We start from the raw sequence: 26,555 nt of genomic DNA, 5'->3' as shown, positions 1-26,555 counted from the left end.
ACTGCTGTCGCTTAGCGCTTGAAGCCCGGACGCATGCCGTCACCGGCAGCTTGCGGACGACGCTTGGCGATCGGCTTGCGGGCGACTGGCTTGCCGGGACGCTCGGCCAGCGGGGCGCCTTTCTCGCGAGCCGGGCGGTCGCTCGGCGCCTTGCGCGGTGCGCGGCCTTCGCCGGCATCGCTGCGCGGACCACGGGCCGGACGATCGGCGCCGTCACGCGGAGCGCGAGCAGGACGATCGCCACCGGCGTCACGCGGCTTGCGCGGAGCGCGGCTGTCGGCAGAATCACCACGCGGGGCGCGCGCCGGACGGTCGCCTGCATCACGCGGTGCGCGAGCCGGACGCTCGTCCGAATCGCGCGGAGCACGGGCCGGACGCTCACCAGCAGCCGGACGCGGAGCACGCTGCGGACGCTCGCCTTCGGCGCGATCGGTGCGGGTACGCGAGCCACGGCCCGGACGCTCGCTGGGCGCCAGCTTCTTGCCGAGCTTGCGCTCCTGGCGCTCGACCTTTTCCTTGGTCTTGGTGGAGACCGCCGGCAGGGCGATCGGCGTCAGGCCGACTTCCTCGCTGAGGATGTCCAGCTCGCGCTGGCCCATTTCGCGGTAACGCCCCATGGTCAGCTCGGAGGTCAGGAAGACCGGGCCGAAGCGCACGCGCTTCAGGCGGCTGACCACCACGCCCTGCGATTCCCACAGGCGGCGGACTTCGCGGTTACGGCCTTCCATCACTACCACGTGGTACCAGTGGTTGAAGCCTTCGCCACCCGGAGCTTCCTGGATGTCGCTGAACTTGGCCGGGCCGTCTTCGAGCATCACGCCGGCTTTCAGGCGCTCGATCATCTCTTCGTCGACTTCGCCGCGCACGCGCACGGCGTACTCGCGGTCCATCTCGTAGGAGGGGTGCATCAGGCGGTTGGCCAGCTCACCGTCGGTGGTGAACATCAGCAGGCCGGTGGTGTTGATGTCCAGGCGGCCGACGTTGATCCAGCGGCCGCTGCGCAGGCGCGGCAGGCGGTCGAACACGGTCGGGCGGCCTTCCGGATCGTCGCGGGTGCAGACTTCGCCTTCGGGCTTGTTGTAGATCAGTACGCGACGGACGTGCTCTTCGATCTTCTCGCGCTTGAGCAGGCGGTCGTCGACGGCGATGGCGTCGCGATCACCCACGCGCTGGCCAAGGGTCGCCACGGCGCCGTTGACCTTGACGCGGCCTTCCTCGATCCAGGCTTCGACGTCGCGGCGCGAGCCCACGCCCATGCGGGCAAGGACTTTCTGCAGCTTCTCGCCTTCCGGAGCGGGGGTCAGTTCTGTGTTTTCGTGCGAATCGTTCATCTCGGCACCTCCCGGTGTGTCGTGCAACGAAGAAAAAGGTCGCGCATCATACGCGCTTGTGCGCGGCAAAGCACCGCCTGCGAACGGGAAAGACTAGCCGACTTGCGCGACGACACACGGGGAACAGGTCCATGCAGCACGTAGACGACTTCACCGGCGCCAAACTCGCGCTGTTCCACGCCGGCCAACTGGTGGTCTACAAGCGCGACGAAAAGCCCGGCATCCCCTATCCCGGCTGCTGGGATTTCCCCGGCGGCGGCCGCGAAGGCGGCGAAACCCCGGCGCAATGCGCCCTGCGCGAACTGGAGGAAGAGTTCGCCCTGCGCCTGGACGAGGAGCGCATCGAATGGCAGCGCCGCTACCCCGCCACCCATGGCCCAGCACCCTGGGCCTGGTTCCTGGTGGCGCGCCTGGAACAGGCCGAGTTCGAGGCCATCCGTTTCGGTGACGAAGGCCAGTACTGGCGCCTGATGCGGGTCAGCGAATACCTCGGCCACGACCAGGCGGTGGACTACCTGCAGGAACGCCTGCGGCATTTCCTCGCAGGGCGGCTGGACATCGGTTGATTCCGTAAGGCCGGCCGCTGATCCGTATTTGCGCGGCCTATCTGAATCTGTTTCCTGCCCGCGCATTTTCCTAGATTGCCCGCTCACCGGAACGCGCCGGATTTGCAGTCCATGGCGCGCCCGGACGTTCTGTCACAAGCGGGAATCGAGCATGAACACGAGAAGCACGGAGCAGGCGTACAACTACAAGGTGGTCCGCCAGTTCGCCATCATGACGGTGGTCTGGGGTGTCGTCGGCATGGCCATGGGGGTTCTGATAGCCTCCCAGCTGGTCTGGCCGCAACTGAACCTGGACCTGCCCTGGACCAGTTTCGGGCGCCTGCGCCCGCTGCACACCAGCCTGGTGATCTTCGCCTTCGGCGGCTGTGCGCTGTTCGCCACCAGCTATTACACGGTGCAGCGCACCTGCCAGACGCGGCTGTTCTCCGACAGCCTCGCCGCCTTCACCTTCTGGGGCTGGCAGGCGCTGATCGTGACCATGATGATCACCCTGCCGCTGGGCTACACCACCACCAAGGAATACGCCGAGATCGAATTCACCGGCGCGGTGTGGATGGCCATCGTCTGGGTCGCCTACGCAGTGGTGTTCTTCGGCACGCTGATGAAGCGCAAGACCTCGCACATCTATGTGGGCAACTGGTTCTTCGCCGCCTTCATCCTGGTCACGGCGATGCTGCACATCGTCAACCACCTGGCCATCCCGGTGGACTGGTTCAAGTCCTACCCGGTGTATTCCGGCGCCACCGACGCCATGGTGCAATGGTGGTACGGGCACAACGCGGTGGGTTTCTTCCTCACCACCGGCTTCCTCGGGATGATGTACTACTTCGTGCCCAAGCAGGCCGGGCGCCCGGTGTATTCCTACCGGCTGTCCATCGTGCACTTCTGGGCGCTGATCACTCTGTACATCTGGGCCGGCCCGCACCACCTGCACTACACCGCCCTGCCCGACTGGGCGCAGTCGCTGGGCATGGTGATGTCGCTGATCCTCCTGGCGCCCAGCTGGGGCGGGATGATCAACGGCATGATGACGCTGTCCGGCGCCTGGCATAAGTTGCGCACCGACCCGATCCTGCGCTTCCTGGTGGTGTCGCTGGCGTTCTACGGCATGTCGACCTTCGAAGGTCCGATGATGGCGATCAAGACCGTCAATGCCCTGTCCCACTACACTGACTGGACCATCGGCCACGTCCATGCCGGCGCGCTGGGCTGGGTCGCGATGATTTCCATTGGCTCGCTCTACCACCTGATTCCCAAGGTCTTCGGTCGCGAACAGATGCACAGCATCGGCCTGATCAACGCACACTTCTGGCTGGCCACCATCGGCACGGTCCTCTACATCGCCTCGATGTGGGTCAACGGCATCACCCAGGGCCTGATGTGGCGGGCGGTGAACGCCGACGGCACGCTCACCTACTCCTTCGTCGAAGCGCTGCAGGCCAGCCACCCCGGCTTCGTGGTACGCATGAGCGGCGGCATGATGTTCCTCGGCGGCATGCTGCTGATGGCCTGGAACACCTGGATGACTGTGCGCCAGGCACGCCCGGAAGCCCTGCGCGTCGCCGAACGGATGGCCTGAGATGACGCTCTTGCTGGGACTGGGCGGCCTGCTGGCGCTGTACTTCGGCGTCGGCTGGAGCCTGCGGGCGCACCGCAAGCGCGGCATCGAGGAAGCCAGCATGCTGCCCTTCGCCGATGACGAAGAGGTTGCCCGGCGCATGGAGAAAGCCACGGGGCGCAGCCGCACCGGCTGCGCCTGCCCTGGCCGCTGCCGGGGCGACTGCCAGCACTGGCGCGACTGGCAGCCCTAGCGCGGCATCTTCCGCAAAGGCCTGCGACAGAGCGCCGCATCACCTCCATCAATTTTCATTAGCAAGCACATCAATTTCCCGGCGGGCAGCCCGAGGAGGAATATCACTCCCGTGCCCCGCCACCTGATGGACGCCTGAAGCATCGTCCCCTGTCCTGTCTGGACCCCAGGACAGACATCATCGATGCCAGTGCTCCCCGGTGGGGCTTTCAAACCCATTCAAGGGACCCGAAGGGCCCTTTACCGAGGAAACAAAGAATGAAGCTTGCCTCTGTCGTGTCGGCTGTCATCTCCAGCCTCGCCCCGATGGCTTTTGCCCAGGACGCAATCAAGAACCCCGGCGCCGAGCTGCCGGTCACCGAATACCACTACGGCATGTCCCTGGACGTCGACAAGGTCCTGCACCGCACCGACAACTCCGGCAAGGTCGGCATCGTGCCGGCATACATGGTCTACCAGGATCACAACGGCGAGACCCACAAGGTCCGCTTCCTCGAATGGGGCGGCAGCACCAGCCAGGGCTGAGCCTGAGCGCGCATCGCCCTCCGGCCGTCTTGGCCAAACCCCGCGAGCCTGTGGTGGCGGTCCGGGGGGCGATCCTGATTTCTGCACAGCGATGCGGTTCGGCGAATGGCTGTAGGAGCGAGCTTGCCCGCTCCTACTAAGAGTCATCAGCACGGGGCTGCACCCACAATGAAAAAACGCGCCATTTGGCGCGTTTTTTCATACAGCTGAAACTCAGATTTCCACCTGCGTCCCCAGCTCGATCACCCGGTTCAGCGGCAAATTGAAGTAGCGCAGGTTGCCGTTGGCGTTCTTCAGCAGGAAGGCGAACAGCGCCTCGCGCCAGCGCGCCATGCCGATCAGCTTGGAGGGGATCACCGTCTCGCGGCTGAGGAAGTAGGTGGTGCGCATCGGACTGAAATCCAGCTCGTTGAGGTGGCATAGCTTGAGCGCCTGCGGGATGTCCGGGTCTTCCATGAAGCCGAAGTGCAGCACCACGCGGAAGAAGCCCTCGCCGTAGGCATCCACCTCGAAGCGACGGTCCGGCGGCACGCGCGGGCTGTCTTCGTTGACCACGGTGAGCAGGACGACCTGCTCATGCAGCACCTGGTTGTGCAGCAGGTTGTGCAACAGCGCATGGGGCACGGCGTCGGTGCGCGCGGTGAGGAACACGGCGGTGCCCTGCACGCGGTGCGGCGGCTGCGAGCGGATGCTGGAAATGAACAGCGGCAGCGGCAGCGAGCCCTCGTCGAGGCGGTCCACCAGCAGCTGGCGGCCACGCTTCCAGGTAGTCATCAGGATGAACAGGCCGATGCCGGCGATCACCGGGAAGGCACCACCCTGGACGACCTTCGGCAGGTTCGCGGCGAAGAACAGGGTGTCGACGAACAGCATCATCAGGAAGAACGGAATCGCCAACCACAGCGGCCACTTCCACAGCAGCCAGATCACCACGCCCATCAGCAGCGTGGTCATCAGCATGGTTCCGGTCACCGCCACGCCATAGGCCGAGGCCAGAGCGGCGGAGGATTCGAAGCCCAGCACCAGCAGGACCACACCGACCATCAGTGCCCAGTTCACCATGCCAATGTAGATCTGCCCCTGCTCGTGACTGGAGGTGTGCTGGATCACCATGCGCGGCACGAAGCCGAGCTGGATGGCCTGGCGGGTCAGCGAGAAGGCGCCGGAAATCACCGCCTGGGACGCGATTACCGTGGCCGCAGTGGACAGCGCCACCATCGGCACCAGCGCCCATCCTGGAGCGGTCAGGTAGAAGGGGTTCCGCGCGGCTTCCGGGTCGACCAGGATGGTCGCGCCCTGGCCGAAGTAATTCAGCACCAGCGCCGGCAGCACCAGGGCGAACCAGGCGCGGGCGATGGGCTTGCGGCCGAAGTGGCCCATGTCGGCGTACAGCGCTTCGGCACCGGTCAGCGCCAGTACGGTCGCGCCGAGGATGGCCACGCCGATACCCGGATGCGATAGAAAGAAATTGACAGCCCATGCCGGGTTCATCGCCTTCAGCACTTCCGGCTGGCGCGACACGCCGTAGGCGCCCAGCGCCGCCAGCGCCACGAACCACGCCACCATCACCGGACCGAAGAGAATGCCGATTCGCGCGGTGCCGTGCTTCTGGATGAGGAACAAGCCGACCAGCACGATCAGCGACAGCGGCACCACCCAGTGCTCCAGGCCGTCGAAGGCGATCTCCAGACCCTCGATGGCCGAAAGCACCGAAATCGCCGGGGTGATCATGCTGTCGCCATAGAAGAGTGCCGCGCCAATCAAGCCGGCGATCACCACCATCGCCTGCAAGCGATGCTTCCCGGCGGCGGCGCGGCGGGCCAGTGCCGACAGCGCCATCACCCCGCCCTCGCCCTGGTTGTCGGCGCGCAGGACGAAGATCACGTACTTGATCGACACCACCCAGATCAGCGACCAGAAGATCAGCGAGAGCACGCCCAGCACGCCGTCATGGTTGGCCTGTACGCCATACCCGCCGATGAATACCTCCTTGAGGGTGTACAGCGGGCTGGTGCCGATATCGCCGTAGCAGACGCCCACGGCGCCGACCATCAGGCCGATCGCGGAGCTCGAATGGGGCTGCTCATGCTCAACGGTGCCGGCGCTTGCATCGGACATGTAACAAAATTCCTCAAAAAAATTCGGCGCATCCTGCTCCGAGCCATTCGTCGATGCAAGGGCCGGGTGCGAAGGTTCTGAATGACTATAGAGCCTGTTGCTCACAATTACCGGGCAAACGGGGCTGTCCGATGGCCTGCGACAGGTTGTCCCAGAGAGGCTGGTCAAGTGCGCGGGACGCCGCTAGAATTGCGCACTTTTTGATCAGAGGCGCCGCCAGCGCGCCCTTCGAGGTTAGCCGCACATGTCCACCGCCACACCCAAAGTCGGGTTCGTAAGCCTTGGTTGCCCTAAAGCCACGGTCGACTCCGAACGCATCCTCACCCAGCTGCGCATGGAAGGGTACGAAATCGTCCCCACCTACCAGGACGCAGACGTGGTGGTGGTGAACACCTGCGGCTTCATCGACAGCGCCAAGGCCGAGTCCCTGGACGCCATCGGCGAAGCCATCGCCGAGAACGGCAAGGTGATCGTCACCGGCTGCATGGGCGTCGCCGAAAACAGCATCCGTGATGTGCACCCCAGCGTGCTGGCCGTGACCGGCCCGCAGCAGTACGAGCAGGTGGTCAATGCCGTCCACGAGGTGATCCCGCCCAAGGCCGAGCACAACCCGCTGATCGACCTGGTGCCGCCGCAAGGCATCAAGCTGACCCCGCGTCACTACGCCTACCTGAAGATTTCCGAAGGCTGCAACCACAGCTGCAGCTTCTGCATCATCCCGTCGATGCGCGGCAAGCTGGTCAGCCGTCCGGTCGGCGACGTGCTCAGCGAAGCCCAGCGCCTGGTCAAGGCCGGCGTCAAGGAACTGCTGGTCATCTCCCAGGACACCAGCGCCTACGGCGTGGACCTGAAGTACAAGCTCGATTTCTGGGACGGCCAGCCGGTAAAGACCCGCATGCTGGAACTGTGCGAGGCGCTCTCCTCCATGGGCGTGTGGGTGCGCCTGCACTACGTCTACCCGTACCCCAACGTCGACGACGTGATCCCGCTGATGGCCGCGGGCAAGCTGCTGCCCTACCTGGATATCCCCTTCCAGCACGCCAGCCCGAAAGTGCTGAAGTCCATGAAGCGCCCCGCCTTCGAGGACAAGACCCTGGCGCGCATCAAGAAGTGGCGCGAGATCTGCCCCGAGCTGACCATCCGCTCCACCTTCATCGTCGGCTTCCCCGGCGAGACCGAGGAAGACTTCCAGTACCTGCTCAACTGGCTGACCGAAGCCCAGCTCGACCGCGTCGGCTGCTTCCAGTATTCCCCGGTGGAAGGCGCTCCGGCCAACGACCTGGGCCTGGACGTCGTACCCGATGACGTCAAGCAGGACCGTTGGGAGCGCTTCATGGCGCACCAGCAGGCGATCTCCGCCGCCCGCCTGCAACTGAAGATCGGCAAGGAAATCGATGTGCTGATCGACGAAGTGGACGATGAAGGCGCGGTCGGCCGCTCCTACGCCGACGCTCCGGAAATCGACGGCGCCGTGTACATCGACAGCTTCGACGTGAAAGCGGGCGACAAGGTGCGCGTACGCATCACCGACGCCGATGAGTACGACCTCTGGGCCGAACTGGTCTGATCCGCAAAAGCCCCGCTGAAGCGGGGCTTTTCATTTCAATGGAACGAACATGACCAACAACGACGTACTGCGCAGCCTGCGCTACCTGCTGGACATCCGCGATGCCCAGGTAGCCGAGATCACCGCGCTGGCCGGTTTCAACGTCAGCGCCGAGGAAATCGGCGCCTACCTCGCCCGCGACGACGAGCCGGACTTCAAGCCGTGCAGCGACCGCGTGCTGGCGCACTTCCTCGATGGCCTGATCGTGCATCGCCGCGGCCGCGACGAATCGCGCCCGCTGCCGCCGGTGGAGCTGCCGCTGACCAACAACATCACCCTGAAGAAGCTGCGCGTCGCCTTCGAGCTGCGCGACGACGACATCCTCGCGATCCTCGACAGCGTCAGCTTCATCGTCACCAAGACCGAACTGGGCGCGCTGTTCCGCAAGCCCGGCCACAACAACTACCGCCCCTGCGGCGACCAGTTGCTGCGCAACTTCCTCAAGGGCCTGACCCAGCGCCAGCAGCGCTGAGGTCGCCATGCTCTACCGCCTGGCCGCCGACGCCGTCGTTCTGCTGCACCTGGGGTTCATCCTCTTCGTGCTGTTCGGCGGCCTGCAGGTGCTGCGCTGGCCGCGCCTGGCCTGGCTGCACGTGCCGGCGGCGGCCTGGGGCATGGCGGTGGAGTTCCTCCACCTTTATTGCCCGCTCACTCCGCTGGAAAACCACTTCCGCACGCTGGCCGGCGACAGCGGCTATCGCGGCGGCTTCGTCGAGCACTACCTGATCCCGCTGATCTATCCCGCCAGCCTGACCGAGGCGACCCAGGTCGTCCTCGGCCTGGTAGTGGTTGCGCTCAATCTGCCGCCTTACCTGCTTCTGCTACGCCGGGCGCTGCGGTCGCACTGAGCGACTTGGTCAAGCTTGTTGGCACATAGGCCAGGCTCGCCTCCTTGTTCTTCGCGTGCCCCAGACGCTGACCGTTGTTCAGCTGCGACTCGATCAACCGGTGATCCGCCGTCAGCCAGTTCAGCGGCTGATCTCCCTCATGGGTCATCTGGGAGATGATCAGGGTACGCGCCGGGTCCCAGTCCTCACCGGTGGTCTGGCGAAGCCAGGCAAACAGCGCGGCGCTGTCGCCCTGTGGATAACCGGAGTGGACATAGAAGAAGGAGTGGGCTTGCCGCTGGCCGTACTGCGCCAGATACATCGGCAGACGGGCATCGTCATCTCCGAGGAACAGCACCCGCCACTGCGACCAGGGCGCGGTCTGTTCCGCTGCGGCGCGCACGTCCCTGGCGAACTGCGGAACCCCTCCACCGCCATTGCTCCACGGGTAAGCCACGCCCAGCACCAGCAGCATCAGCGCCGCACCCGCCCCTACCGCTTTAGGCCAGATGCGCCCCAGCCCTTCGAGCCCACGCTCATGCCGCGACTCGACCACCCACCAGGCCGCCAGCAACTGGGCGAACGGTACCAGGGGCAGAACGTAGTAGCTGCGGCGGCTACCGCTGGCGGTGAAGAACACGAACAGCAACAACAGGGCCCAGACCAGCCAGCGCGCGTTGGGCTGCAGTTGCTTCCAGCGGCGCGCGGCGTACCACAGGCCGATGATCCAAAGCGGTGCCCAGGGCAGGGTGTAGGCCGGAAGGTAGACCAGGTAGGTGTAGATCGGCCCCATATGATCGAAGGGATCGAAGAAGCGCACCACGTTTTCCTTGAACACCAGCGCAAGACCACTCTCGCCATAGCTGGGCTGACCATAGAAGTGCGACAGCACGAAAGGAATCGCATACACGCCGCCTGCCACTACCAGCGCGGCCACCAGCCGCAGGTTCAGATGACGGCGCCAGCGCCCCTCGGCGAATAGATGAGGGAGCAGCACCAGTCCAGGCAGGATGAAGCCGATCAGTCCCTTGCACAACGAGGTCAGCGAGAGGATCAGGAAGAAGCCCAGGTAGCCGGAGAAGCTCGTGTCTTCCGGGTCTCGCCAATACCACGCCAGCGCCGCCAGCACGCCGAACACGGTGAGGATGTCGGCCGTCGCTACTCGAGCCCAGAACAGGAAGTAGAAGGTGGTCGCCAGCAGCCAGCCGGCCAGCAACCCGGTGCCCTTGCGCAGCAGGCGCTCGCCCAGCCACCAGGTCAGCCAGACGCTGCCCAGCCCCGCCAGCACGGTGCTCAGCCGCAACGTCCAGTGGTTGAGGCCGAACAGGCTGGCCGGCGCAGTGATCAGCCAATAAGACAGCAGTGGCTTGTCGTAATACGGCGCGCCGCGAAGGTAGGGGTCGAAGTAGTTGCCCGACTGCAGCATCTGCAGCGAGATATCCGCCCAGCGCACTTCCGGCCCCCAGACCTCACGCCAGCCCAGCCCGAACACCAACAGCACCAGCGTGGCGCCCAGCAACAGCACCAGCGCCTTGCGATCTTTGCTCCAACCCTGCATCACCCGGCCCCCGGCCTTTCGAACGTGCGCCGGACACTAGGGCAGCGATGGTTATGCGCAGGTTAAGAAAATGCAGCCATCGCGTAATGCGTCGGCATTTGCCGATTGGATAGTGCTCGGAGCGCCAAGGCGATCTCGCTAGGGTGAGACGAAAACCCAGCCAGGAGAGGCTCATGCACCCGTACTTTTCCCTTGCCGGACGGACCGCCCTGGTCACCGGCGGCACCCGCGGCATCGGCCGGATGATCGCCCAGGGCCTGCTCGAAGCCGGCGCCAAGGTGATCATCTGCGCCCGTGATGGCGCCGCCTGCGCCGACACCGCCACTGAGCTGTCGCAGTACGGCGAGTGCATCGGCCTGCCGGCCAACCTCGCCACCGAGGAAGGCGCCCGCGCGCTGGCCGCCGAGCTGAACGAGCGCCTCGACCACCTCGACATCCTGGTGAACAATGCCGGCACCACCTGGGGCGCACCGCTGGAAAGCTACCCCGCCTCGGGCTGGGAGAAGGTCATGCAGCTCAACGTCACCGCCGTGTTCAGCTGCATCCAGCAACTGCTGCCGCTGCTGAAGAAGGCCGGTACTGCGCAGAGCCCGGCGCGGGTGATCAACATCGGCTCGGTGGCCGGCGTCACCTCCCACGGCGAGAACGCCTACGCCTACGGCCCGAGCAAGGCCGCGCTGCACCAGCTGTCGCGCATGCTCGCCCGCGAACTGGTGAAGGACCACATTAACGTCAACGTCATTGCCCCCGGCCGCTTCCCCAGCAAGATGACCCGGCACATCGCCAACGACGAGCAGGCCATGGCCGAGGACACCGCCGTCATCCCCATGGGCCGCTGGGGCCGCGAGGAAGAGATGTCCGCCCTGGCGATCAGCCTGGCGAGCGCTGCCGGCGCCTACATGACCGGCAACATCATCCCCATCGACGGTGGCTTCCACCTCTGCTGAAACCAGCTACGAGGGGGAATCAGGTACCATGGCGGCCCCTGCAACAGCCCGTGCCGCCATGTCCCACAGCATCTCGCCGATCGGCCACGTCCGCTCCTGCTTCAAGGAGAAGTTCGCCATCCCGCGCCAGCCGCAACTGGCCCCGGCCGCGACCGGCGTGCTGGAACTGCTGCCGCCGTTCGACACCGGCGACGCAGTGGAAGGCCTGGAGCAGGTCAGCCACGTCTGGCTGATCTTCCTCTTCCACCAGGCGCTGGAAGACAAGCCGCGACTGAAAGTGCGCCCGCCGCGCCTGGGCGGCAACCAGTCGATGGGCGTATTCGCCACCCGCGCCACCCACCGGCCCAACGGCCTCGGCCAGTCGGTGGTGAAGCTGGAGAAGGTCGAACCCGGCCGCCTCTGGCTGTCCGGCATCGACCTGCTCGACGGCACCCCGGTCATCGACATCAAGCCCTACGTGCCCTACGCCGACATCGTGCCGGACGCACGCAACGCCATCGCCGACGCGCCGCCCGCCCCCATCGCCGTGCACTGGATCGACGAGGCCCTGTGCCAGGCCCATGAGCACGGCCTGCGCCTCGGCCAGCCGGTGCGCGAACTCATCGAGCAGTGCCTCGCCCAGGACCCGCGCCCGGCCTACCAGAAGCCGCCGCCCGAGCGCCGCTATGGCGTGCGCCTGTGGGACCTCGACGTGCACTGGCACTACCCCGCCGACGGCGAGATCCGCGTGCTGGACCTGCAACGCGCCGCTGACTGAAGCCTGCGTCAGTCCACCGGATTGAGGGCGATAACGTCGCTCTCGAAGCACTCCTGCTCGACGATCAGCGACTCCACCAGCGGGCGGCTGTCGCGGAAGTGCGCCGTCTTCGTGTGGGTCTCGTAAGCCGCGTCGTCGCGGTAGATCTCGTAGAGGTAGATCACGTCCGGATCGAGGCGATCCTGGGACACATCGAAGACCAGGCAGCCCGGCTCGCTGGACACGGAAGCGGCGGCATTGGCCTTGATGGTGTGGAGAAAATCCTCGGCGCTGCCAGGCTTCACTCGGGTCTTGATGAACAGACTGTACACAGGGTGTTCCTTTTGTTTTAAATTTGAAAACAAATTGTATACAAAAAAGGAACCGCGTCCATGTCCGATCTCCCTGCCCGCCCCGGCCGCCTCAACGGCCTGCGTCACCTCGCCCTGCTGGTGCCGAATCTCGAGGAGTGCGAGCGCTTCTACGTCGACGTGCTTGGCATGCAGGTGCTCAACCGCGCCAACGAAGACCTGGTCTACCTCACCTGCGGCAACGACAACCTCTCCCTGGGTCGCGGCTTCGGAGCGGCCAACGGCCTGCAGACAATGGATCACTACGGCTTCATCGTCGACAGCGTGGAAGAGCTGGAAGCCTGGTACCAGTATTTCAAGGCACGCGGTGTGACCCTACTGGACCGCCCCTTCGACCATGGCGACGGGGCACGCAGCTTCCACCTGCTCGACCCGGCGGGGAACAAGGTGCAGCCGCTGTCTCACCCGGCGGTGTCCGGCCAGCGCCTGGTGTGAGCCGTGCCTCGGCGCTTGCGTAGGGCGCATAACCCGGCACGGGTTATCCGCCAGTTCGGCGGATAACGCCGCTGGCGTTATGCACCCTACTCCCTGGCCTGGGCCTGCTCTGCAAAAACACCACGCAATAAAAAACGCCGCGCTCCCAAGGGAATCGCGGCGTTGTTTCGACTGAACTGTCGTGCGCGGTTTACTTCTCGACGAAGGCGCGCTCGATCAGGTAGTCGCCCGGCTCACCCATGCGCGGGGAGATCTGCAGACCGAAGCCGTTCAGCACTTCGCTGGTCTCGTCGAGCATGCTCGGGCTGCCGCAGATCATCGCGCGGTCGTCCTGCGGGTTCATCGGCGGCAGGCCGATGTCGGCGAACAGCTTGCCGCTGCGCATCAGGTCAGTCTGGCGGCCCATGCTGTGGAATTCTTCACGGGTGACCAGCGGGCAGTAGATCAGCTTCTCTTTCACCATGTCGCCGAAGTACTCGTGCTCCGGCAGAACCTTGGTGATGAAGTCCGCGTAGGCCAGTTCGCTGACCCAGCGTACGCCGTGGACCAGGATGACCTTCTCGAAGCGCTCGTAGACTTCCGGGTCCTGGATGACCGACAGGAACGGCGCCATGCCGGTGCCGGTGCTCAGCAGGTACAGGTGCCGGCCGGGCTTGAGGTCGTCCAGCACCAGGGTGCCGGTGGGCTTGCGGCTGACCATCAGTTCGTCGCCTTCCTTCAGGTGCTGCAGACGCGAAGTCAGCGGACCGTCCGGGACCTTGATGCTGAAGAACTCCAGGTGCTCTTCGTAGTTCGGGCTGGCGATGCTGTACGCGCGCATCAGCGGACGACCGTTGACTTCCAGGCCGATCATCACGAACTGACCGGTCTTGAAGCGCAGCCCCGGGTTACGGGTGGTCTTGAAGCTGAAGAGGGTGTCGTTCCAGTGGTGCACGCTGAGAACGCGCTCGGTGTACAGGTTGCTCATCAAGGACTCCTAGGAGAAACGTGGCGCACCCCAGCAGATCCCGGACGTAGCGCAATTGCGCGACATTTTATAGGCGGCGACAATATCCGCAAAATAAATTATCTGGATATTGCTAATCCAAAACGCAGATAAGGCCGCTCAGTCGCCGCAAAAGGATACCGTCAGGTGCTTCCTGCGCCGGGGTGACGAAATGTCGCGCAGCCTACTCCGGAGCCCCACAGAATGAAGTTCACCCTGCGCCAGCTCGAAGTCTTCGTCGCCGTCGCCCAGCAGGAAAGCGTCTCCCGCGCCGCCGAGGCGTTGTCCATGTCGCAGTCGGCCACCAGTACCTCGCTGGGCGAACTGGAGCGGCAGTTCGATTGCAAACTGTTCGACCGCTCCGGCAAGCGCCTGACCCTCAACGCCCTCGGCCGCCAGTTGCTGCCCCAGGCGGTGGCCCTGCTCGACCGCGGCAGCGAGATCGAAAACATGCTCAACGGCAAGAGCGCCTTCGGCTCGCTGGACCTGGGCGCCACCCTGACCATCGGCAACTACCTGGCGACCCTGCTGATCGGCACCTTCATGCAGCGCCAGCCCGACTGCCGGGTACGCCTGCACGTGCATAACACCGCCCACGTGGTGCAGCGGGTGGCGCACTACGAACTGGACCTGGGCCTGATCGAAGGCGACTGCCAGCACCCGGACATCGAGGTGCAGCCATGGATGGAGGATGAACTGGTGGTCTTCTGCGCACCGCAGCACCCGCTCGCCCGTGAAGGCCGCGCGAGCCTGGAGCGGCTGACGGAGGAAGCGTGGATTCTGCGGGAACAGGGCTCAGGCACGCGGCTGACCTTCGACCAGGCCATGCGTCACCACGTGGAACCGCTGAACGTGCGGCTGGAGCTGGAACACACCGAGGCGATCAAACGCGCGGTGGAGTCGGGGCTGGGGATCGGCTGCATCTCGCGCCTGGCCCTGCGCGACGCCTTCCGCCGTGGCAGCCTGGTGCCGGTGGAAACACCGGACCTGGACCTGCGCCGGCAGTTCTACTTCATCTGGCACCGGCAGAAGTATCAGACTGCGACCATGCGCGAGTTCCTGGAGCTTTGCCGCAGTGAAACGGCGGGAGTAACCCGCAGCGACGATATCGTCCTGCCGATGATTCCCTGACGGGAAACCGAACGGTGCGTAGGGCGAATAACCTGGAACAGGTTATCCGCCGGCTCTTCGCGGCGGATAACGCTGACGCGTTATCCGCCCTACAAAGGCGAAGAGGAACGATCAACCCAGCAGAATGCCCGCCCAGGTCACGGTGATGATGGTCAGCGCCACGAACTGGGCGGCGCTGCCCATGTCCTTGGCGTTCTTCGACAGCGGGTGGCGCTCCAGGGAAACCCGGTCCACCACCGCCTCAATGGCGGAATTGAGCAGCTCGACGATCAGCGCCAGCAGGCACACCGCAATCAACAGCGCGCGCTCGCCGCGGGTCACGTCGAAGAAGAACGACAGCGGGATCAGGATGACGTTGATCAGCACCAGCTGGCGGAAAGCTGCTTCACCCTTGAAGGCGGCGGCGAAGCCGGCCAGGGAGTAGCCGGCGGCGTTGAAGATGCGTTTCAGGCCGGTCTGGCCCTTGAAAGGGGAAGCGGACACGTGTGGTTCTCACAGGCAAAGGTCGCGGCACTCTATACCAGCGATCGTCAAAAAGGGGTCAAGGCCATTACAGAATGTGACGGCCTCAGGGGCTGAGTGTGACAGCGCTCAGGCGCCCGGAACCGACTCCATCTGCGCCAGCAACAGCGCCGCCTGGGTACGGGTGCGCACATTCAGCTTGCGGAAGATCGCCGTCACGTGCGCCTTCACCGTAGCTTCGGAGACACTCAATTCGAAGGCGATCTGCTTGTTCAGCAGGCCTTCGCAGACCATGGTCAGCACGCGGAATTGCTGCGGAGTCAGGCTGGCAAGACCAGCGCTCGCAGCGCGCACGTCGTCGCTCATCTCAGTCACGGCGTCCACCTGCGGCGGCCACCAGACATCGCCGTCAAGCACCGCGCGCACAGCCTGTTGCAACACGCTCAGCTCGCTGGACTTGGGGATGAAACCACTGGCGCCGAACTCGCGGGAGCGCTGCACCACGGCGGCGTCTTCCTGGGCCGAGACCATCACCACCGGAATCTGCGGGTACTGCCCGCGCAGCAGCACCAGGCCGGAGAAGCCATAGGCGCCGGGCATGTTCAGGTCCAGCAGCACCAGGTCCCAGTCGGCCTTCTCGTTCAGGCGCGTCTCCAGCTCCGCGATACTCGCCGCCTCCGACAGTCGCGCCTCGGGGCCGAGACCGATGGTCAGGGCCTGGTGCAGGGCACTGCGGAACAGCGGGTGATCGTCAGCGATCAGGATCTCGTAGGAAGCCATGAATTTTCCTTGAAGGCCGCGTCGAAGTCCGCCGTGGATAACAGCCAGACTTGCGCAGGAAAGGTCGGAGCACGGATAGAGCACTGCTTGTCACATTGTACGCAAAGAGCGGCTTCGCTGTCCGCCGCGAATACATCGCCAGACGGTACTTACACCGTGGCCTGAAAGCCCCTGCCACTGTGCCCGCCGGGAACCCGCTCCCCTTTCCAAAGGCCCGGCGTTACGGCAGAGTTCCGCTTTTTTTCCTGCCCGTTACGAGAACAAGATGAAAAGCCATGCGCTGCGCGCCGATTTCCTGATGCTGTTCACCGCGATGATCTGGGGGGTCTCCTTCGTCGCGCAGCGCCTCGGGATGGATGCCATCGGTCCCTTCCTCTATACCGGCCTGCGCTTCACCCTCGGCGCGGCGGCACTGCTGCCGCTGCTGGCCTGGTCGAGCAAGCGCGGCGCCCAGCCGTTCAACCGCGGCCTGATCCTGGCCGGCCTGGCCATCGGCACCGCGCTGACCGTGGGGATCAACCTGCAACAGGTCGGCCTGATGTTCACCAGCGTGACCAACTCCGGCTTCATTACCGGCCTGTACGTCATCATCGTGCCGCTGCTCGGCCTGCTGATCGGTCATCGCGCCGGTATGGGTACCTGGCTGGGCTGTGCACTGGCCGTGACTGGCATGGCCATGCTGAGCATCGGCCCGGGCTTCCACGTTGCCTCCGGTGACTGGCTGCAACTGACCGGCGCTTTCGTCTGGGGCGGCCACGTGCTGCTGGTTGGCCTGTTCGCCAGTCGCTACGATCCGATCCGTCTGGCCTTCCTGCAGTTCGCCACCTGCGCGGTGGTGAGCATGATCCTGGCGCTGCTGTTCGAGGAGATTCATCTGGATGCCATCATCCAGGCCGGCCCAGCTCTGATCTACGGCGGCCTGTTCGGCGTCGCCACAGGCTTCACCTTGCAGGTCATCGCGCAGAAGCACGCTATCGCCTCCCACGCGGCGATCATCCTTTCGCTGGAAGCCGTCTTCGCCGCCATCGCCGGCGCACTGTTCCTCAACGAAACCCTGCATGTGCGCGGCTACTTCGGCTGCGCGCTGATGCTCGCCGGCATGCTGGTGGCGCAACTGTGGCCGAAGAAGGCTGACGCCAGGGCGGCTTGAAACACCGAATCCCCTGCAGGCGCGCGCACGACCGGCGCCTGTATAGGTTGCATTGGCGAGTCAGGTTACCGCTGGGTAAACGGTCTCAACGCCTGATGCGCCGGGCTCTGCTCGTCCAGCGGCTGCTGGCGCTTGGAGCCCAGGTAGCGTTCGCTGAACACGTCCAGGTAGGCATCCAGCGCATCGCCGGCGCGGCGGTCGCCGGCAAGGCCCAGGCACAGCGCGGCAACCTCGGCGGTGCACAGGTGCTCATCGAACTTGGAGCGCCGCAGGCGATACCGCGACAGGGCGTCGGGGGTGATGCTCAGCACCGGAAAGCGATCCAGGTAGGGGCTCTTGCGGAACATCTTGCGCGCCTCATTCCAGGTGGCGTCGAGCAGGATGAACAACGGGCGCTTGCCGTCTTGCGGCTCTACCGTGGTGACCACGCGTTCGGACTGGACGAACTCGCCGGGGAATACCACGTACGGCTGCCACTGGGGATCATCGAGCAACGCCAGCAGCGCCGGGTCGACCTCAATGCGCGACCAGCCGAAAGCCCAGGTCGCGGGCACTGTCTCGGCGATAAGCCAGCCGGTGTTGCTTGGCTTGAGCGGTTCGGTGTCGAACATCACCAGGCACATCGCCGAGTTGGACTCGACCTGCGGACGCAGGCTGCACATGCAGTAGTTCGGCCGCAGGCGGCAACCGGGGCAGCGGGGCGAACGCGAGCCACGGGCGAAGAACGGCTTGATGCAGCGGGCCAGGCGTTCATCGCGCAGGCGGGCGACGGCGTGGCTCATGCTGCAGCCACCGGGATGAGGGAAAGTGGACGGGTCATCGAAGGCTCGAACGGAACGACGGTTGCGGACCGCCGATTGTACCAGAGCCGCCGCCCGCCTCCCCGCGGGCGGCCTAATGTCCAGCAGCAGCGATGCTTGATTAGCCGACAGATTGGGCACCAACTCCCGTGACGCCAGGCCTTCCGATCAAGCGCGAACCACCGCCATCCTTTGACGGGGTTGGACGCCCGGCGGCGCAGTCTGGGGCCTGAGGTAACAGTTCCTCGGCACGCGCGCCGTTTTAAGGGACAATAGGCGGCTTGAATGACCGTCGAACCCGGAAGGTTCGCCACGGTCGAATCGGCACCATTGTCAGGAGATGCCCATGCTGCGCCTCACCGCCCTCGCCCTCTGCCTCGTCATTCCCGTCGCGCACGCCGCGTCGAAGAAGGACTTCGAACTGACCCAGACCCTGGAAAAGGTCGCCAAGGAAAGCAGCGAAGGCACTCCGCGCGCGATCAACGAGGACATCCTCGACCAGGGCTACACCGTCGACGGTCCGCAACTGATCAACCACCTGAGCGTGCGCGCCAGCCATGCCGAGCGCATGCGCGAGAACCCCGACAGCGTGCGCAGCCAGCTGGGCGACAGCGTCTGCAGCAACACCGCCTACCGCCAACTGCTGGCCGAGGGCGCGATCCTCACTTACAGCTTCACCGAGTACAAAACCAACGCCCCGGTCGCCACCGAGCGCTTCGACGCCGGCAGCTGCAAGATCAAGCTGAAGAAGTAAGCCGCACCAATGCTCGACAAGGAACAATTGCTGAAGATCGCGCGTACGCCGATGCCCTTCGGCAAGTACCAGGGCCGGATGCTGGTGGACCTGCCTGACGAGTATCTGCTGTGGTTCTACAAGAAGGGCCAGTTCCCGCCCGGTGAACTGGGCCGACTGATGCAGCTGACCCTGGAACTGAAGATCGATGGCCTCGACGGCCTGATCAAGCCACTCAAGCGCTAAGGCCCGCGCAACCGCCCTGCGGTGGTTGCGCCAGCCCTCTTCAACGCAGCACGATCGGGTTTTCCTTGCCTGCCACCGCCGCCGCTTCATCCGGTGCCAGCAAGGCGCTTCGCGGCACGTCCAGCAAACGCGCACAGGCCGCCAGCACGTGAGCCCAACTGCAACGGTTGGCAAACAGCATGCCCGCCTCGTCCAGCGTCCCTCCCTGGTTGCGATAACCCAGCACCGCTGTCTTCAAGGCATCCGGCAGGATCGGCCAGAGGTGCCCGCGCGCCACTTCCGGACGCATGTGGGTAAGCAGCACGCGGCGCTCGTAGTGATCGGGGAACAGCCGCATGGCGATGGATTCATCCGTCAACGCCTGCAACTCCCAGTTGTCACGCGGCGCACGGAAGCGCCCCGGCTCCTGCAGATAGACCAGCCGATAGGGATAACCGGCCTCCTCCAGCCGCAACGCGGCGCGACGCATCTCGGCCAGTTGGTAACTGCCATTGGCAATCAGCAGCAGCGGCTCGGCGCCGGGATGCTCGTCCATCAGGATCGCGCCATCGCGAGCCAGCTGTTCCGCCTGGGCCTGGTTGAACACGGCCGGCCGCTCACGCTTAGGCGCCACGATGCAGGCCAGTTGCCCGCGACTGCGGTAGATATCCGGCAGCAGGGCCAGGTGACTGTTGTGGTCAGCCGGGAAGACCACCCGCACCATGTCGCTCATCTCGCCCAGCAACGCCTCGCAGAAGGTGGTGTCCTGGTGCGACTGCTGGTTCTTGCCGTTCTCCCAGGTATGCGAAGTCGCGACCAGCGGCCAGCCGAGCCAACCCGCCGGACGTCCGGCTTCCTTCTGCTGACGGGCGAAGATCAGCGTCTGACGCACGGCCCCGAGCATCTTCACGCAAAAGGCTTCGTAGCTGGCCACCAGGTTCAGCCCGCCCTGGTTGGCCAGGCAGGCGGAAACCACCGCCTCCTCGTTGAGCGCGGTGATGATTCGGCCATCCACGGCCTCCAGATCGCTTTCCGGCTCGCTCACCCGGTGCCGCAGCGTCTTGAGCACGCCGCCCAGGCGGTTGCTTGCGAGCTCGTCCGGATTGCCGACGCGAGCGCGCAGGTCCGGGTTCGCGCAGCACAGGTCGACATAAAAGCGATCCAGCGCAGCCATGGGCGAGCATTCGTCGTTGCGGTAATGCAGCAGCGGAATCGAGGGTTCGATGGGCCGCCGCACGGCCAACGGGTTGTCCCGTTCCATTACGCGGCCACTGCGTGAATCGGCAAACATCCGGCATGCTTCGGCCAACTCCTCCGGCGAGACCCACAGTGGCGCTGCATGCTGGTTGAACAGGTCGCGCGCCTCGACATCAACGCGGGGGTTACCCGGCAACGGCAGATTGTGCGCGGCATTGCTGCCTGCGCCGTAGAAGCCATAGCCCTTGGTCGTCTCGGCGATACCATAGGGAATCGGCAGCGGATAGCGCAGGATGCCACGCTCCTTCTCGTCGATGCGGTGTTGTAGGCGCTCTTCCATTTCCCACAGGGCGCAGACGAATGCCGCGGGGTCACGCCCGTCGAAGCTGATCGGGTCGAAGCCACAGCGCCGCAGGTGCAGCTTGAAGCCTTCCAGTCCTTCGTGAGTGCCCAGGTCGGTGCGCTGCTCGATACGCCGGCCATTGGCAATCATCACCGGCAGCGCCGTACCGCAGTCCTCGGCGCGCCACCAGCGGGGAATCCAGTCGCTGCCCCGCTGCTCCTCAGCGGCACCGTCAGAGAGAAACGCCAGCAGGGTCTCGCCCGGCAATGGCATGTGTGCATACATCAGCTCAGCAAAACCGAGGTAGCCGCCCTCGGCGATGCCGCCGGCCGTGTGCGGATTGACGTGGCTGCCCAAAGGCGCGGCGACCTTGCCGTCCGGCTTCTGCAAGTAGCTGTAGAAGTCCTGCACCAGGCGGTCCAGCCCCGACTCAAAGCTTCCATAGGCATCGGCCTGCTCCGGATGCAGGTTGCCGGTGAGCACATTGAGTGCATCGATTGCCGCCACGCAGTGACCCTGTCCCATCAGCCAGCCGCGGGTCTTGCCGCTCAGGGCGTTCAGGGCGAGGTAACCGGCGTAGGCCGGCACCATGTTAAGCGCGCCACCCGTGTGCCCTTCGGGCTGCACCTTGAAATCCTCTGCCTGCAAGGGCGCGCCGTCACGGCGAACGCGTCTGGCGTAGGTCATGTGCGCCACCAGCCAAAGGCCGGCGCAAGTGACGCGATCCAGCGCCCCGAATAAGCGGTAGACGCAGGCAAGATCAGGCTGCAGGCCGTACTGGACCAATTGATGAGCGACACGAAAGACTGCCGCCTGAGTCTGCACGCTATGCTGAAGCGGACCACGGCCTTGCAGCCAGCGGGCATATTCCGGCTCGGCTGCCGCATGGGCGGCAAGCTCCTCGGGGCTTGGCAGGATCTGTGACATGTCGGCTCTCCCTTGGCTATGGCGGAAAGTCTAGGTCGTCACAGATCGGACGGGCGCTGACATGTATCAACGAGCGCCCCGACCATTCGAGCAAGTCTGAAAGAGAATTCCCACAAGGAGACGACATGGCGCTTCTCACTTTCATCGGCGCGATCCAGGAAGTCACCGGTTCCTGCTACCTCCTGGAAACCCGCGACGGCGTCCGCGTGCTGCTCGAATGCGGGATGCGCCAAGGGCGCGGCGGCAACAAGGGCACCCGCGAAAACGAGGCGACCAACCGCACGCCCTTCCCCTTTGACCCGAAAGAACTCGATGCTGTGGTCCTGTCCCACGCCCACCTGGATCACAGCGGCCTGCTGCCGCGCCTGGCGAAGGAAGGCTACAAGGGACCGATCTACGCCACCGAATCCTGCTGCGACCTGCTGGAGCTGATGCTGATGGACTCGGCGCACCTTCAGGAGAAGGACGCCGAGTGGGAGAACAAGTGGCGCGCGCGCCTGGGTAAGCCTCCGGTCAAACCGCTGTACACCATCGAGGACGCCTCCCGCGCCCTGAACCAGCGTCGCCGCGTCAGCTATGGCAGCACCGTGGACGTGGCGCGAGGCATTCGCGTGACCTTCCACAACGCCGGGCATATCCTTGGCTCGGCCATCGTCGAACTTGAAATCCACGAATTCGGTTCCACCCGCCGACTGGTCTTCTCCGGCGACCTGGGCAGCACCTGCTCACCACTGATGCGCACACCGACGCCGCTGAATCGTGCCGACGTGGTGCTGCTGGAATCCACCTACGGTGACCGTGACCACCGAGACGCCAACGAAACCCTGCTGGAGCTGGCCGGCATCCTGCAGCGCGCGCAGAACGAAGGCGGCAACGTGCTGATCCCCTCCTTCGCCGTAGGCCGCACCCAAGACCTGATCTACTACCTTGGCCGCTTCTACCAGGAAGGCCGCCTGCCGCAGCAGGTCGTCTACCTCGACAGTCCCATGGCCGCCCGCGCCAACAGCATCTACCTGCAGCACATCGGCGAAATTGCGGACGTCGACCGCGAGTACATGCGCGGCACCGGAACGGCCAAGGTCGGCGAGTGGCTGCCGATCCTCAAGACGACCCAGAGCGCCGACGAATCCATGGCGCTGAACCGCATCAAGAGCGGCGCCATCATCATCGCCGGCAGCGGTATGTGTACCGGCGGGCGCATCGTCCATCACCTCAAGCACAACCTCTGGCGCGAGGAGTGCCACATCGTCTTCCCCGGCTTCCAGGCCAAGGGCACCTTGGGCCGCGCCATCGTCGATGGCGCAGAGACGGTACGCATCCTGCGCCAGCGCATCAGCGTGAAAGCACAGATCCATACCCTCGGCGGGTTCTCCGCTCACGCGGGACAATCACAATTAATTCAGTGGGTTGGCCACTTCGAGAACAAACCCGAGCTATACCTGATACATGGCGAGCGGGAAAAGATGGATGTACTCAAGGGTGCACTCCAGGATCGCCTGAACTGGACGGCCAACATTCCGGAGCCCGGAGACCGGATCGCCATCTGAAATCGGGGCCTCACCGACTGTCACACCCGCGTGCCAGACTGGGCAGGCCTCCTGCTGAACCCTGTGCGTGCGGCGAAGCGCCAATGCGCGACTGCCAGAGCCACCCTACGTGGCCGGCGCCGCCCATGGACAGGCGATCAGGGGTTGATGAACAAGGAGTATCAACATGCCCTATGAGCCCGACGACTACCTCTCCAGACACTTCCAGACCAGCGGCACCGACCTCGCACAAAAGATCGAGGAACTGGCAGAACTGGCCGCCCCCGGGAACAGCCAGAACCTGCCGCTGTATCGCGAGATGCTCACCACCGTAGCCCGCATGGCCCAGGCCGACCGTAACCGCTGGGACGCCAAGATCATGCTGCAGACCCTGCGCGAGATGGAGCACGCCTTCAGCACCCTGGAGCAGTTCAAGCGTCGCCGCAAAGTCACGGTGTTCGGCTCGGCCCGTACACCGGCCGACCACCCCGTCTACGCCCTGGCCCGCGAACTGGGCGAAACCCTGGCTCGCTACGACCTGATGGTCATCACCGGGGCTGGCGGCGGAATCATGGCCGCAGCCCACGAAGGCGCCGGGCTGGAAAACAGCCTTGGCTTCAATATCACCCTGCCCTTCGAGCAGCACGCCAACCGCACCGTGGACGGCACCAGCAACCTGCTGTCGTTCCACTTCTTCTTCCTGCGCAAGCTGTTCTTCGTCAAGGAAGCCGACGCCCTGGTGCTCTGCCCCGGTGGCTTCGGCACCCTGGATGAAGCGCTGGAGGTGCTGACCCTGATCCAGACCGGCAAGAGCCCGCTGGTACCGGTGGTCCTGTTCGACCAACCTGGCGGGCACTACTGGGATCACGCCCTGGAATTCATCAAGGAACAGCTTGAAGACAACGGCTACATCCTGCCCAGCGACATGAACCTGATGAAACTGGTACACACCGCCGAGGAAGCCGCCGAGGAAATCGCCCAGTTCTACAGCAACTTCCACTCCAGCCGCTGGCTCAAGGATCGCTTCGTGATCCGCCTGAACCACCCGCTGAGCGTGCGCGCATTGCAGTTGCTGGAGCGCGAGTTCGGCAACCTGTGCGTCACCGACGGTTTCCACCAACAGCCCTACAGCGAATCGGAACTGGACGAGCCGGAGTTCTCCCACCTGACCCGCCTGGCCTTCGCCTTCAACGGCCGTGATCAGGGGCGCCTGAGGGAACTGCTGAACTTCATCAACCAGCCGGAGAACTGGGAGCGCTGATTTCCTGGGCAACTTCCAGAGCAAGAAAACAAAAAAGGCACCCGGTGGGTGCCTTTTTCGTTCAATCATCTGATCGTCGACCGCTCAGAAGCCGGCTGATGGCCTCCATCGAGTAGCCCCGATAGCTCAGGAACCTGCCCTGCTGGGCTCGCTCGCGGGCGTCCTGCGGCAGCCGGGTGAACTTGCGGCGCCAGACCTCACGCAGGTTCTCGTTCCAGTCGACATCCGACTCGCTCAACGCACCGTCGATCTCGCCACGGGGCAAACCTCGCTGCGACAGCTCCTCGCGAATCTTCACCGGACCGTATCCGGCCCGCGCACGGCTGGCGATGTAGCTTTCCAGGTAGCGGCTTTCATTGAGCAACCCCTCCTCGGCCAGACGTTCGAGGGCGGGGTCGATCAGGTCCTGCGCTGCGCCGCGTTGCCGCAGCTTACGCGAGAGCTCCGCCCGGCCGTGCTCGCGTCTGGCCAGCAGGTCCATGGCGACCCGCCGCACCGCGACGGGGTTATCGAGCTCCACGGCCATCGCTATCAGTAGTCGGCTTCAGCTTCCGCTTCGGCTTCGGCTTCGGCCGCAGCGAGCTCGGCCTTGGTCGGCGGAGTCTGCTTGGACAGCAACTGATCACGGATAGCTTTGTCCAGGGTGGTGCAGACCTCGGCGTTTTCTTCCAGGAACTTGGCAGCGTTCGCCTTGCCCTGGCCGATCTTGCTGCCCTGATAGCTGTACCAGGCGCCGGACTTCTCGATCAGGCCCAACTGTACGCCCAGGTCGATGATCTCGCCGGTGCGGTAGATGCCGCGGCCATACATGATCTGGAACTCGGCCTGACGGAACGGCGGAGCAACCTTGTTCTTCACGACCTTGACGCGGGTTTCGCTGCCGACCACCTCGTCGCCTTCCTTCACCGCACCGGTACGGCGGATGTCGAGACGGACGGAAGAGTAGAACTTCAGCGCGTTACCACCGGTGGTGGTTTCCGGGTTGCCGAACATCACGCCGATCTTCATGCGGATCTGGTTGATGAAGATGACCAGGCAGTTGGCGTTCTTGATGTTGCCTGTGATCTTACGCAGCGCCTGGGACATAAGGCGGGCCTGCAGGCCGACGTGCTGATCGCCCATCTCACCTTCGATTTCGGCTTTCGGTACCAGGGCGGCCACGGAGTCGACGATGATCACGTCAACGGCGTTGGAACGCACCAGCATGTCGGTGATTTCCAGGGCCTGCTCGCCGGTGTCCGGCTGGGAAACCAACAGGTCGTCGACATTGACGCCCAGCTTGCCGGCGTAGTCCGGGTCCAGAGCGTGTTCGGCGTCGACGAAGGCGCAGGTGGCGCCGATTTTCTGCGCCTGGGCGATGACCGAGAGAGTCAGCGTAGTCTTGCCCGAGGATTCCGGGCCGTAGATCTCGACGATACGGCCGCGGGGCAGACCACCAATGCCCAGCGCGATGTCCAGGCCCAGCGAGCCGGTGGAGATGGCGGGGATTGCCTGGCGCTCATGGTCGCCCATGCGCATGACCGCGCCTTTGCCGAATTGGCGTTCGATCTGTCCCAGGGCCGCGGCCAGGGCGCGCTTCTTGTTGTCGTCCATTGAAGTCCTCGCGAAGTCAGGCGGCCGGGCGGCCACGAACAACTGTATAAGTAGCCAGTATTATTCCACAGGGCAAGCCGCTCGCCTACCCCTGAATCGGATTTTCGCCGTCCGCCAGTCGCAACAGCCCTTCCAGAGCGGTCGCCACGGTCTGCCGGCGCACAGCTTCCCGATCACCGGCATACAGACGGCGTTCGCTGAACACCTGTTCGCCTTTCCTCCAAGCCAGCCAGACGGTGCCCACCGGCTTCTCGGCAGAACCGCCATCCGGCCCGGCAATACCGCTGACCGCTACGGCAATATCTGCCCCGCTACGCGGCAAGGCCCCCGCGACCATCGCTTCTACCACTTCACGACTCACCGCGCCGACTTGCGGGAACAGTTCGGCAGGCACATCCAACTGACGGGTCTTCTGACTGTTGGAATAGGTGACGTAGCCCGCCTCGAACCAGGCGGAGCTTCCGGAGATACGCGTGATCGCCTCGGCGATGCCGCCCCCGGTGCAGGATTCCGCGGTAGTGACGCGCAGCCTCTTGGCGGCGAGCCGTACCCCCAGTTGGGCAGAAAGATCGGTAATGAAGGAATCGGTGACGGGCACAGTGCGCTCCGGGG

General features: G+C 64.7%; 28 protein-coding genes. 16 read left to right on the top strand and 12 right to left on the bottom strand.

Features of this window, described 5'->3' with window-relative positions:
* Positions 1-11: 11 nt before the first annotated feature.
* Complete coding sequence (rluB, locus tag IB274_RS10605) at positions 12-1,331, bottom strand: 23S rRNA pseudouridine(2605) synthase RluB (protein ID WP_192431892.1); 1,320 nt, start codon at positions 1,329-1,331, stop codon at positions 12-14.
* A gap of 131 nt (positions 1,332-1,462) precedes the next feature.
* Between rluB and IB274_RS10600 the strand changes: the two genes are divergently transcribed.
* The 4 genes from IB274_RS10600 to IB274_RS10585 all read left to right on the top strand — a co-directional run bounded on the left by IB274_RS10600 (position 1,463) and on the right by IB274_RS10585 (position 4,232).
* Positions 1,463-1,897, top strand: a complete 435-nt coding sequence (locus tag IB274_RS10600) for an NUDIX hydrolase (protein WP_192431891.1) — start codon at positions 1,463-1,465, stop codon at positions 1,895-1,897.
* Positions 1,898-2,048: 151 nt separating this feature from the next.
* Positions 2,049-3,476, top strand: a complete 1,428-nt coding sequence (gene ccoN, locus IB274_RS10595) for a cytochrome-c oxidase, cbb3-type subunit I (protein ID WP_192431890.1) — start codon at positions 2,049-2,051, stop codon at positions 3,474-3,476.
* Between the two features lies 1 nt (position 3,477).
* The gene (locus IB274_RS10590; protein WP_192431889.1) at positions 3,478-3,708 is read left to right on the top strand and encodes a cbb3-type cytochrome c oxidase subunit 3; all 231 of its coding nucleotides are present in this window, start codon (positions 3,478-3,480) and stop codon (positions 3,706-3,708) included.
* Between the two features lie 257 nt (positions 3,709-3,965).
* Complete coding sequence (locus IB274_RS10585; protein ID WP_081517936.1) at positions 3,966-4,232, top strand: DUF2790 domain-containing protein; 267 nt, start codon at positions 3,966-3,968, stop codon at positions 4,230-4,232.
* A gap of 213 nt (positions 4,233-4,445) precedes the next feature.
* Here IB274_RS10585 and IB274_RS10580 read toward each other — a convergent pair whose 3' ends face one another.
* Positions 4,446-6,350, bottom strand: coding sequence for a potassium transporter Kup (locus tag IB274_RS10580; protein ID WP_192431888.1), 1,905 nt, complete (start codon positions 6,348-6,350; stop codon positions 4,446-4,448).
* Positions 6,351-6,594: 244 nt separating this feature from the next.
* Here IB274_RS10580 and rimO point away from each other — a divergent pair, with 244 nt between their 5' ends.
* The 3 genes from rimO to IB274_RS10565 are packed head-to-tail and all read left to right on the top strand — an operon-like array spanning position 6,595 to position 8,804.
* Positions 6,595-7,917 carry a 30S ribosomal protein S12 methylthiotransferase RimO gene (gene rimO, locus IB274_RS10575; protein ID WP_192431887.1) on the top strand — a complete coding sequence of 441 codons (1,323 nt, stop codon included), beginning with the start codon at positions 6,595-6,597 and terminating at the stop codon, positions 7,915-7,917.
* 49 nt (positions 7,918-7,966) lie between these two features.
* Positions 7,967-8,428, top strand: coding sequence for a DUF1456 family protein (locus IB274_RS10570; RefSeq protein ID WP_081517933.1), 462 nt, complete (start codon positions 7,967-7,969; stop codon positions 8,426-8,428).
* 7 nt (positions 8,429-8,435) lie between these two features.
* Positions 8,436-8,804 (top strand): DUF2784 domain-containing protein, encoded by a 369-nt coding sequence (locus tag IB274_RS10565; protein WP_192431886.1) that lies wholly within the window; start codon positions 8,436-8,438, stop codon positions 8,802-8,804.
* Here the strand turns inward: IB274_RS10565 and IB274_RS10560 are convergent.
* The gene (locus IB274_RS10560) at positions 8,752-10,341 is read right to left on the bottom strand and encodes an ArnT family glycosyltransferase (protein WP_192431885.1); all 1,590 of its coding nucleotides are present in this window, start codon (positions 10,339-10,341) and stop codon (positions 8,752-8,754) included. The two genes, IB274_RS10565 and IB274_RS10560, sit on opposite strands and share 53 nt — an antisense overlap.
* Before the next feature lie 173 nt (positions 10,342-10,514).
* On the opposite strand from IB274_RS10560, the gene IB274_RS10555 reads away from it, so the two are divergent.
* Together IB274_RS10555 and tsaA are read left to right on the top strand one after the other, a co-directional pair.
* Positions 10,515-11,288, top strand: a complete 774-nt coding sequence (locus tag IB274_RS10555; RefSeq protein ID WP_192431884.1) for an SDR family oxidoreductase — start codon at positions 10,515-10,517, stop codon at positions 11,286-11,288.
* Positions 11,289-11,346: 58 nt separating this feature from the next.
* Complete coding sequence (gene tsaA, locus IB274_RS10550; RefSeq protein ID WP_192431883.1) at positions 11,347-12,045, top strand: tRNA (N6-threonylcarbamoyladenosine(37)-N6)-methyltransferase TrmO; 699 nt, start codon at positions 11,347-11,349, stop codon at positions 12,043-12,045.
* A gap of 8 nt (positions 12,046-12,053) precedes the next feature.
* On the opposite strand, the gene IB274_RS10545 is transcribed toward tsaA, so the two are convergent.
* The gene (locus IB274_RS10545; RefSeq protein WP_192431882.1) at positions 12,054-12,356 is read right to left on the bottom strand and encodes a putative quinol monooxygenase; all 303 of its coding nucleotides are present in this window, start codon (positions 12,354-12,356) and stop codon (positions 12,054-12,056) included.
* Between the two features lie 60 nt (positions 12,357-12,416).
* On the opposite strand from IB274_RS10545, the gene IB274_RS10540 reads away from it, so the two are divergent.
* The gene (locus IB274_RS10540; protein WP_192431881.1) at positions 12,417-12,830 is read left to right on the top strand and encodes a VOC family protein; all 414 of its coding nucleotides are present in this window, start codon (positions 12,417-12,419) and stop codon (positions 12,828-12,830) included.
* 190 nt (positions 12,831-13,020) lie between these two features.
* Here IB274_RS10540 and fpr read toward each other — a convergent pair whose 3' ends face one another.
* Positions 13,021-13,797 carry a ferredoxin-NADP reductase gene (gene fpr / locus IB274_RS10535; protein WP_192431880.1) on the bottom strand — a complete coding sequence of 259 codons (777 nt, stop codon included), beginning with the start codon at positions 13,795-13,797 and terminating at the stop codon, positions 13,021-13,023.
* Positions 13,798-14,019: 222 nt separating this feature from the next.
* On the opposite strand from fpr, the gene IB274_RS10530 reads away from it, so the two are divergent.
* Positions 14,020-14,946, top strand: coding sequence for a LysR family transcriptional regulator (locus IB274_RS10530; RefSeq protein ID WP_081517925.1), 927 nt, complete (start codon positions 14,020-14,022; stop codon positions 14,944-14,946).
* 111 nt (positions 14,947-15,057) lie between these two features.
* Here the strand turns inward: IB274_RS10530 and IB274_RS10525 are convergent, their stop codons facing one another.
* Together IB274_RS10525 and erdR are read right to left on the bottom strand one after the other, a co-directional pair.
* On the bottom strand, positions 15,058-15,429 hold the full coding sequence (locus IB274_RS10525) for a diacylglycerol kinase (RefSeq protein WP_017518000.1): 372 nt from the start codon (positions 15,427-15,429) through the stop codon (positions 15,058-15,060).
* Positions 15,430-15,537: 108 nt separating this feature from the next.
* The gene (gene erdR, locus IB274_RS10520) at positions 15,538-16,188 is read right to left on the bottom strand and encodes a response regulator transcription factor ErdR (RefSeq protein ID WP_024765291.1); all 651 of its coding nucleotides are present in this window, start codon (positions 16,186-16,188) and stop codon (positions 15,538-15,540) included.
* A 265-nt stretch (positions 16,189-16,453) separates the two neighbouring features.
* Between erdR and IB274_RS10515 the strand changes: the two genes are divergently transcribed.
* Entirely contained in the window at positions 16,454-17,338 is an 885-nt protein-coding gene (locus IB274_RS10515; protein WP_192431879.1) for a DMT family transporter, read from the top strand.
* A 65-nt stretch (positions 17,339-17,403) separates the two neighbouring features.
* Here the strand turns inward: IB274_RS10515 and IB274_RS10510 are convergent, their stop codons facing one another.
* Entirely contained in the window at positions 17,404-18,120 is a 717-nt protein-coding gene (locus IB274_RS10510; protein ID WP_192431878.1) for a tRNA-uridine aminocarboxypropyltransferase, read from the bottom strand.
* 364 nt (positions 18,121-18,484) lie between these two features.
* On the opposite strand from IB274_RS10510, the gene IB274_RS10505 reads away from it, so the two are divergent.
* Both IB274_RS10505 and IB274_RS10500 read left to right on the top strand, forming a co-directional pair.
* Positions 18,485-18,892, top strand: a complete 408-nt coding sequence (locus IB274_RS10505) for a quorum-sensing-regulated virulence factor family protein (protein ID WP_017518004.1) — start codon at positions 18,485-18,487, stop codon at positions 18,890-18,892.
* Between the two features lie 9 nt (positions 18,893-18,901).
* On the top strand, positions 18,902-19,117 hold the full coding sequence (locus tag IB274_RS10500; RefSeq protein ID WP_017518005.1) for a DUF3820 family protein: 216 nt from the start codon (positions 18,902-18,904) through the stop codon (positions 19,115-19,117).
* Positions 19,118-19,157: 40 nt separating this feature from the next.
* On the opposite strand, the gene IB274_RS10495 is transcribed toward IB274_RS10500, so the two are convergent.
* On the bottom strand, positions 19,158-21,563 hold the full coding sequence (locus tag IB274_RS10495) for a xylulose 5-phosphate 3-epimerase (RefSeq protein WP_192431877.1): 2,406 nt from the start codon (positions 21,561-21,563) through the stop codon (positions 19,158-19,160).
* 125 nt (positions 21,564-21,688) lie between these two features.
* Here IB274_RS10495 and IB274_RS10490 point away from each other — a divergent pair, with 125 nt between their 5' ends.
* Positions 21,689-23,110 carry an MBL fold metallo-hydrolase RNA specificity domain-containing protein gene (locus tag IB274_RS10490; protein WP_192431876.1) on the top strand — a complete coding sequence of 474 codons (1,422 nt, stop codon included), beginning with the start codon at positions 21,689-21,691 and terminating at the stop codon, positions 23,108-23,110.
* Between the two features lie 166 nt (positions 23,111-23,276).
* The gene (locus IB274_RS10485) at positions 23,277-24,350 is read left to right on the top strand and encodes a TIGR00730 family Rossman fold protein (protein ID WP_192431875.1); all 1,074 of its coding nucleotides are present in this window, start codon (positions 23,277-23,279) and stop codon (positions 24,348-24,350) included.
* A 61-nt stretch (positions 24,351-24,411) separates the two neighbouring features.
* Here the strand turns inward: IB274_RS10485 and recX are convergent, their stop codons facing one another.
* From recX to IB274_RS10470, 3 genes are all read right to left on the bottom strand, one after another.
* Positions 24,412-24,876 (bottom strand): recombination regulator RecX, encoded by a 465-nt coding sequence (gene recX, locus IB274_RS10480; RefSeq protein WP_192431874.1) that lies wholly within the window; start codon positions 24,874-24,876, stop codon positions 24,412-24,414.
* Positions 24,877-24,881: 5 nt separating this feature from the next.
* Complete coding sequence (gene recA, locus IB274_RS10475) at positions 24,882-25,943, bottom strand: recombinase RecA (protein ID WP_192431873.1); 1,062 nt, start codon at positions 25,941-25,943, stop codon at positions 24,882-24,884.
* A gap of 85 nt (positions 25,944-26,028) precedes the next feature.
* Positions 26,029-26,541, bottom strand: coding sequence for a CinA family protein (locus tag IB274_RS10470; RefSeq protein ID WP_192431872.1), 513 nt, complete (start codon positions 26,539-26,541; stop codon positions 26,029-26,031).
* Positions 26,542-26,555: the final 14 nt, after the last annotated feature.

Source organism: Pseudomonas sp. PDM18 (assembly GCF_014852585.1).
GTDB lineage: Bacteria > Pseudomonadota > Gammaproteobacteria > Pseudomonadales > Pseudomonadaceae > Pseudomonas.
The sequence above is the reverse complement of the archived record's forward strand: the minus strand, read 5'-3'. Positions and strand labels throughout refer to the sequence as shown.

What these genes read in the sequence shown, in the direction of transcription:
- IB274_RS10570 (WP_081517933.1), top strand. Translation starts at nt 7,967, where the DNA reads ATGACCAACAACGACGTACTGCGCAGCCTGCGCTACCTGCTGGACATC.
- IB274_RS10495 (WP_192431877.1), bottom strand. Translation starts at nt 21,563, where the DNA reads ATGTCACAGATCCTGCCAAGCCCCGAGGAGCTTGCCGCCCATGCGGCA.
- IB274_RS10600 (WP_192431891.1), top strand. Translation starts at nt 1,463, where the DNA reads ATGCAGCACGTAGACGACTTCACCGGCGCCAAACTCGCGCTGTTCCAC.
- IB274_RS10515 (WP_192431879.1), top strand. Translation starts at nt 16,454, where the DNA reads ATGAAAAGCCATGCGCTGCGCGCCGATTTCCTGATGCTGTTCACCGCG.
- rimO (WP_192431887.1), top strand. Translation starts at nt 6,595, where the DNA reads ATGTCCACCGCCACACCCAAAGTCGGGTTCGTAAGCCTTGGTTGCCCT.
- recX (WP_192431874.1), bottom strand. Translation starts at nt 24,876, where the DNA reads ATGGCCGTGGAGCTCGATAACCCCGTCGCGGTGCGGCGGGTCGCCATG.
- IB274_RS10555 (WP_192431884.1), top strand. Translation starts at nt 10,515, where the DNA reads ATGCACCCGTACTTTTCCCTTGCCGGACGGACCGCCCTGGTCACCGGC.
- recA (WP_192431873.1), bottom strand. Translation starts at nt 25,943, where the DNA reads ATGGACGACAACAAGAAGCGCGCCCTGGCCGCGGCCCTGGGACAGATC.
- IB274_RS10565 (WP_192431886.1), top strand. Translation starts at nt 8,436, where the DNA reads ATGCTCTACCGCCTGGCCGCCGACGCCGTCGTTCTGCTGCACCTGGGG.
- IB274_RS10500 (WP_017518005.1), top strand. Translation starts at nt 18,902, where the DNA reads ATGCTCGACAAGGAACAATTGCTGAAGATCGCGCGTACGCCGATGCCC.
- IB274_RS10585 (WP_081517936.1), top strand. Translation starts at nt 3,966, where the DNA reads ATGAAGCTTGCCTCTGTCGTGTCGGCTGTCATCTCCAGCCTCGCCCCG.
- rluB (WP_192431892.1), bottom strand. Translation starts at nt 1,331, where the DNA reads ATGAACGATTCGCACGAAAACACAGAACTGACCCCCGCTCCGGAAGGC.
- fpr (WP_192431880.1), bottom strand. Translation starts at nt 13,797, where the DNA reads ATGAGCAACCTGTACACCGAGCGCGTTCTCAGCGTGCACCACTGGAAC.
- IB274_RS10485 (WP_192431875.1), top strand. Translation starts at nt 23,277, where the DNA reads ATGCCCTATGAGCCCGACGACTACCTCTCCAGACACTTCCAGACCAGC.
- IB274_RS10510 (WP_192431878.1), bottom strand. Translation starts at nt 18,120, where the DNA reads ATGAGCCACGCCGTCGCCCGCCTGCGCGATGAACGCCTGGCCCGCTGC.
- IB274_RS10590 (WP_192431889.1), top strand. Translation starts at nt 3,478, where the DNA reads ATGACGCTCTTGCTGGGACTGGGCGGCCTGCTGGCGCTGTACTTCGGC.
- IB274_RS10540 (WP_192431881.1), top strand. Translation starts at nt 12,417, where the DNA reads ATGTCCGATCTCCCTGCCCGCCCCGGCCGCCTCAACGGCCTGCGTCAC.
- ccoN (WP_192431890.1), top strand. Translation starts at nt 2,049, where the DNA reads ATGAACACGAGAAGCACGGAGCAGGCGTACAACTACAAGGTGGTCCGC.
- IB274_RS10505 (WP_017518004.1), top strand. Translation starts at nt 18,485, where the DNA reads ATGCTGCGCCTCACCGCCCTCGCCCTCTGCCTCGTCATTCCCGTCGCG.
- IB274_RS10490 (WP_192431876.1), top strand. Translation starts at nt 21,689, where the DNA reads ATGGCGCTTCTCACTTTCATCGGCGCGATCCAGGAAGTCACCGGTTCC.
- IB274_RS10530 (WP_081517925.1), top strand. Translation starts at nt 14,020, where the DNA reads ATGAAGTTCACCCTGCGCCAGCTCGAAGTCTTCGTCGCCGTCGCCCAG.
- IB274_RS10580 (WP_192431888.1), bottom strand. Translation starts at nt 6,350, where the DNA reads ATGTCCGATGCAAGCGCCGGCACCGTTGAGCATGAGCAGCCCCATTCG.
- erdR (WP_024765291.1), bottom strand. Translation starts at nt 16,188, where the DNA reads ATGGCTTCCTACGAGATCCTGATCGCTGACGATCACCCGCTGTTCCGC.
- IB274_RS10560 (WP_192431885.1), bottom strand. Translation starts at nt 10,341, where the DNA reads ATGCAGGGTTGGAGCAAAGATCGCAAGGCGCTGGTGCTGTTGCTGGGC.
- tsaA (WP_192431883.1), top strand. Translation starts at nt 11,347, where the DNA reads ATGTCCCACAGCATCTCGCCGATCGGCCACGTCCGCTCCTGCTTCAAG.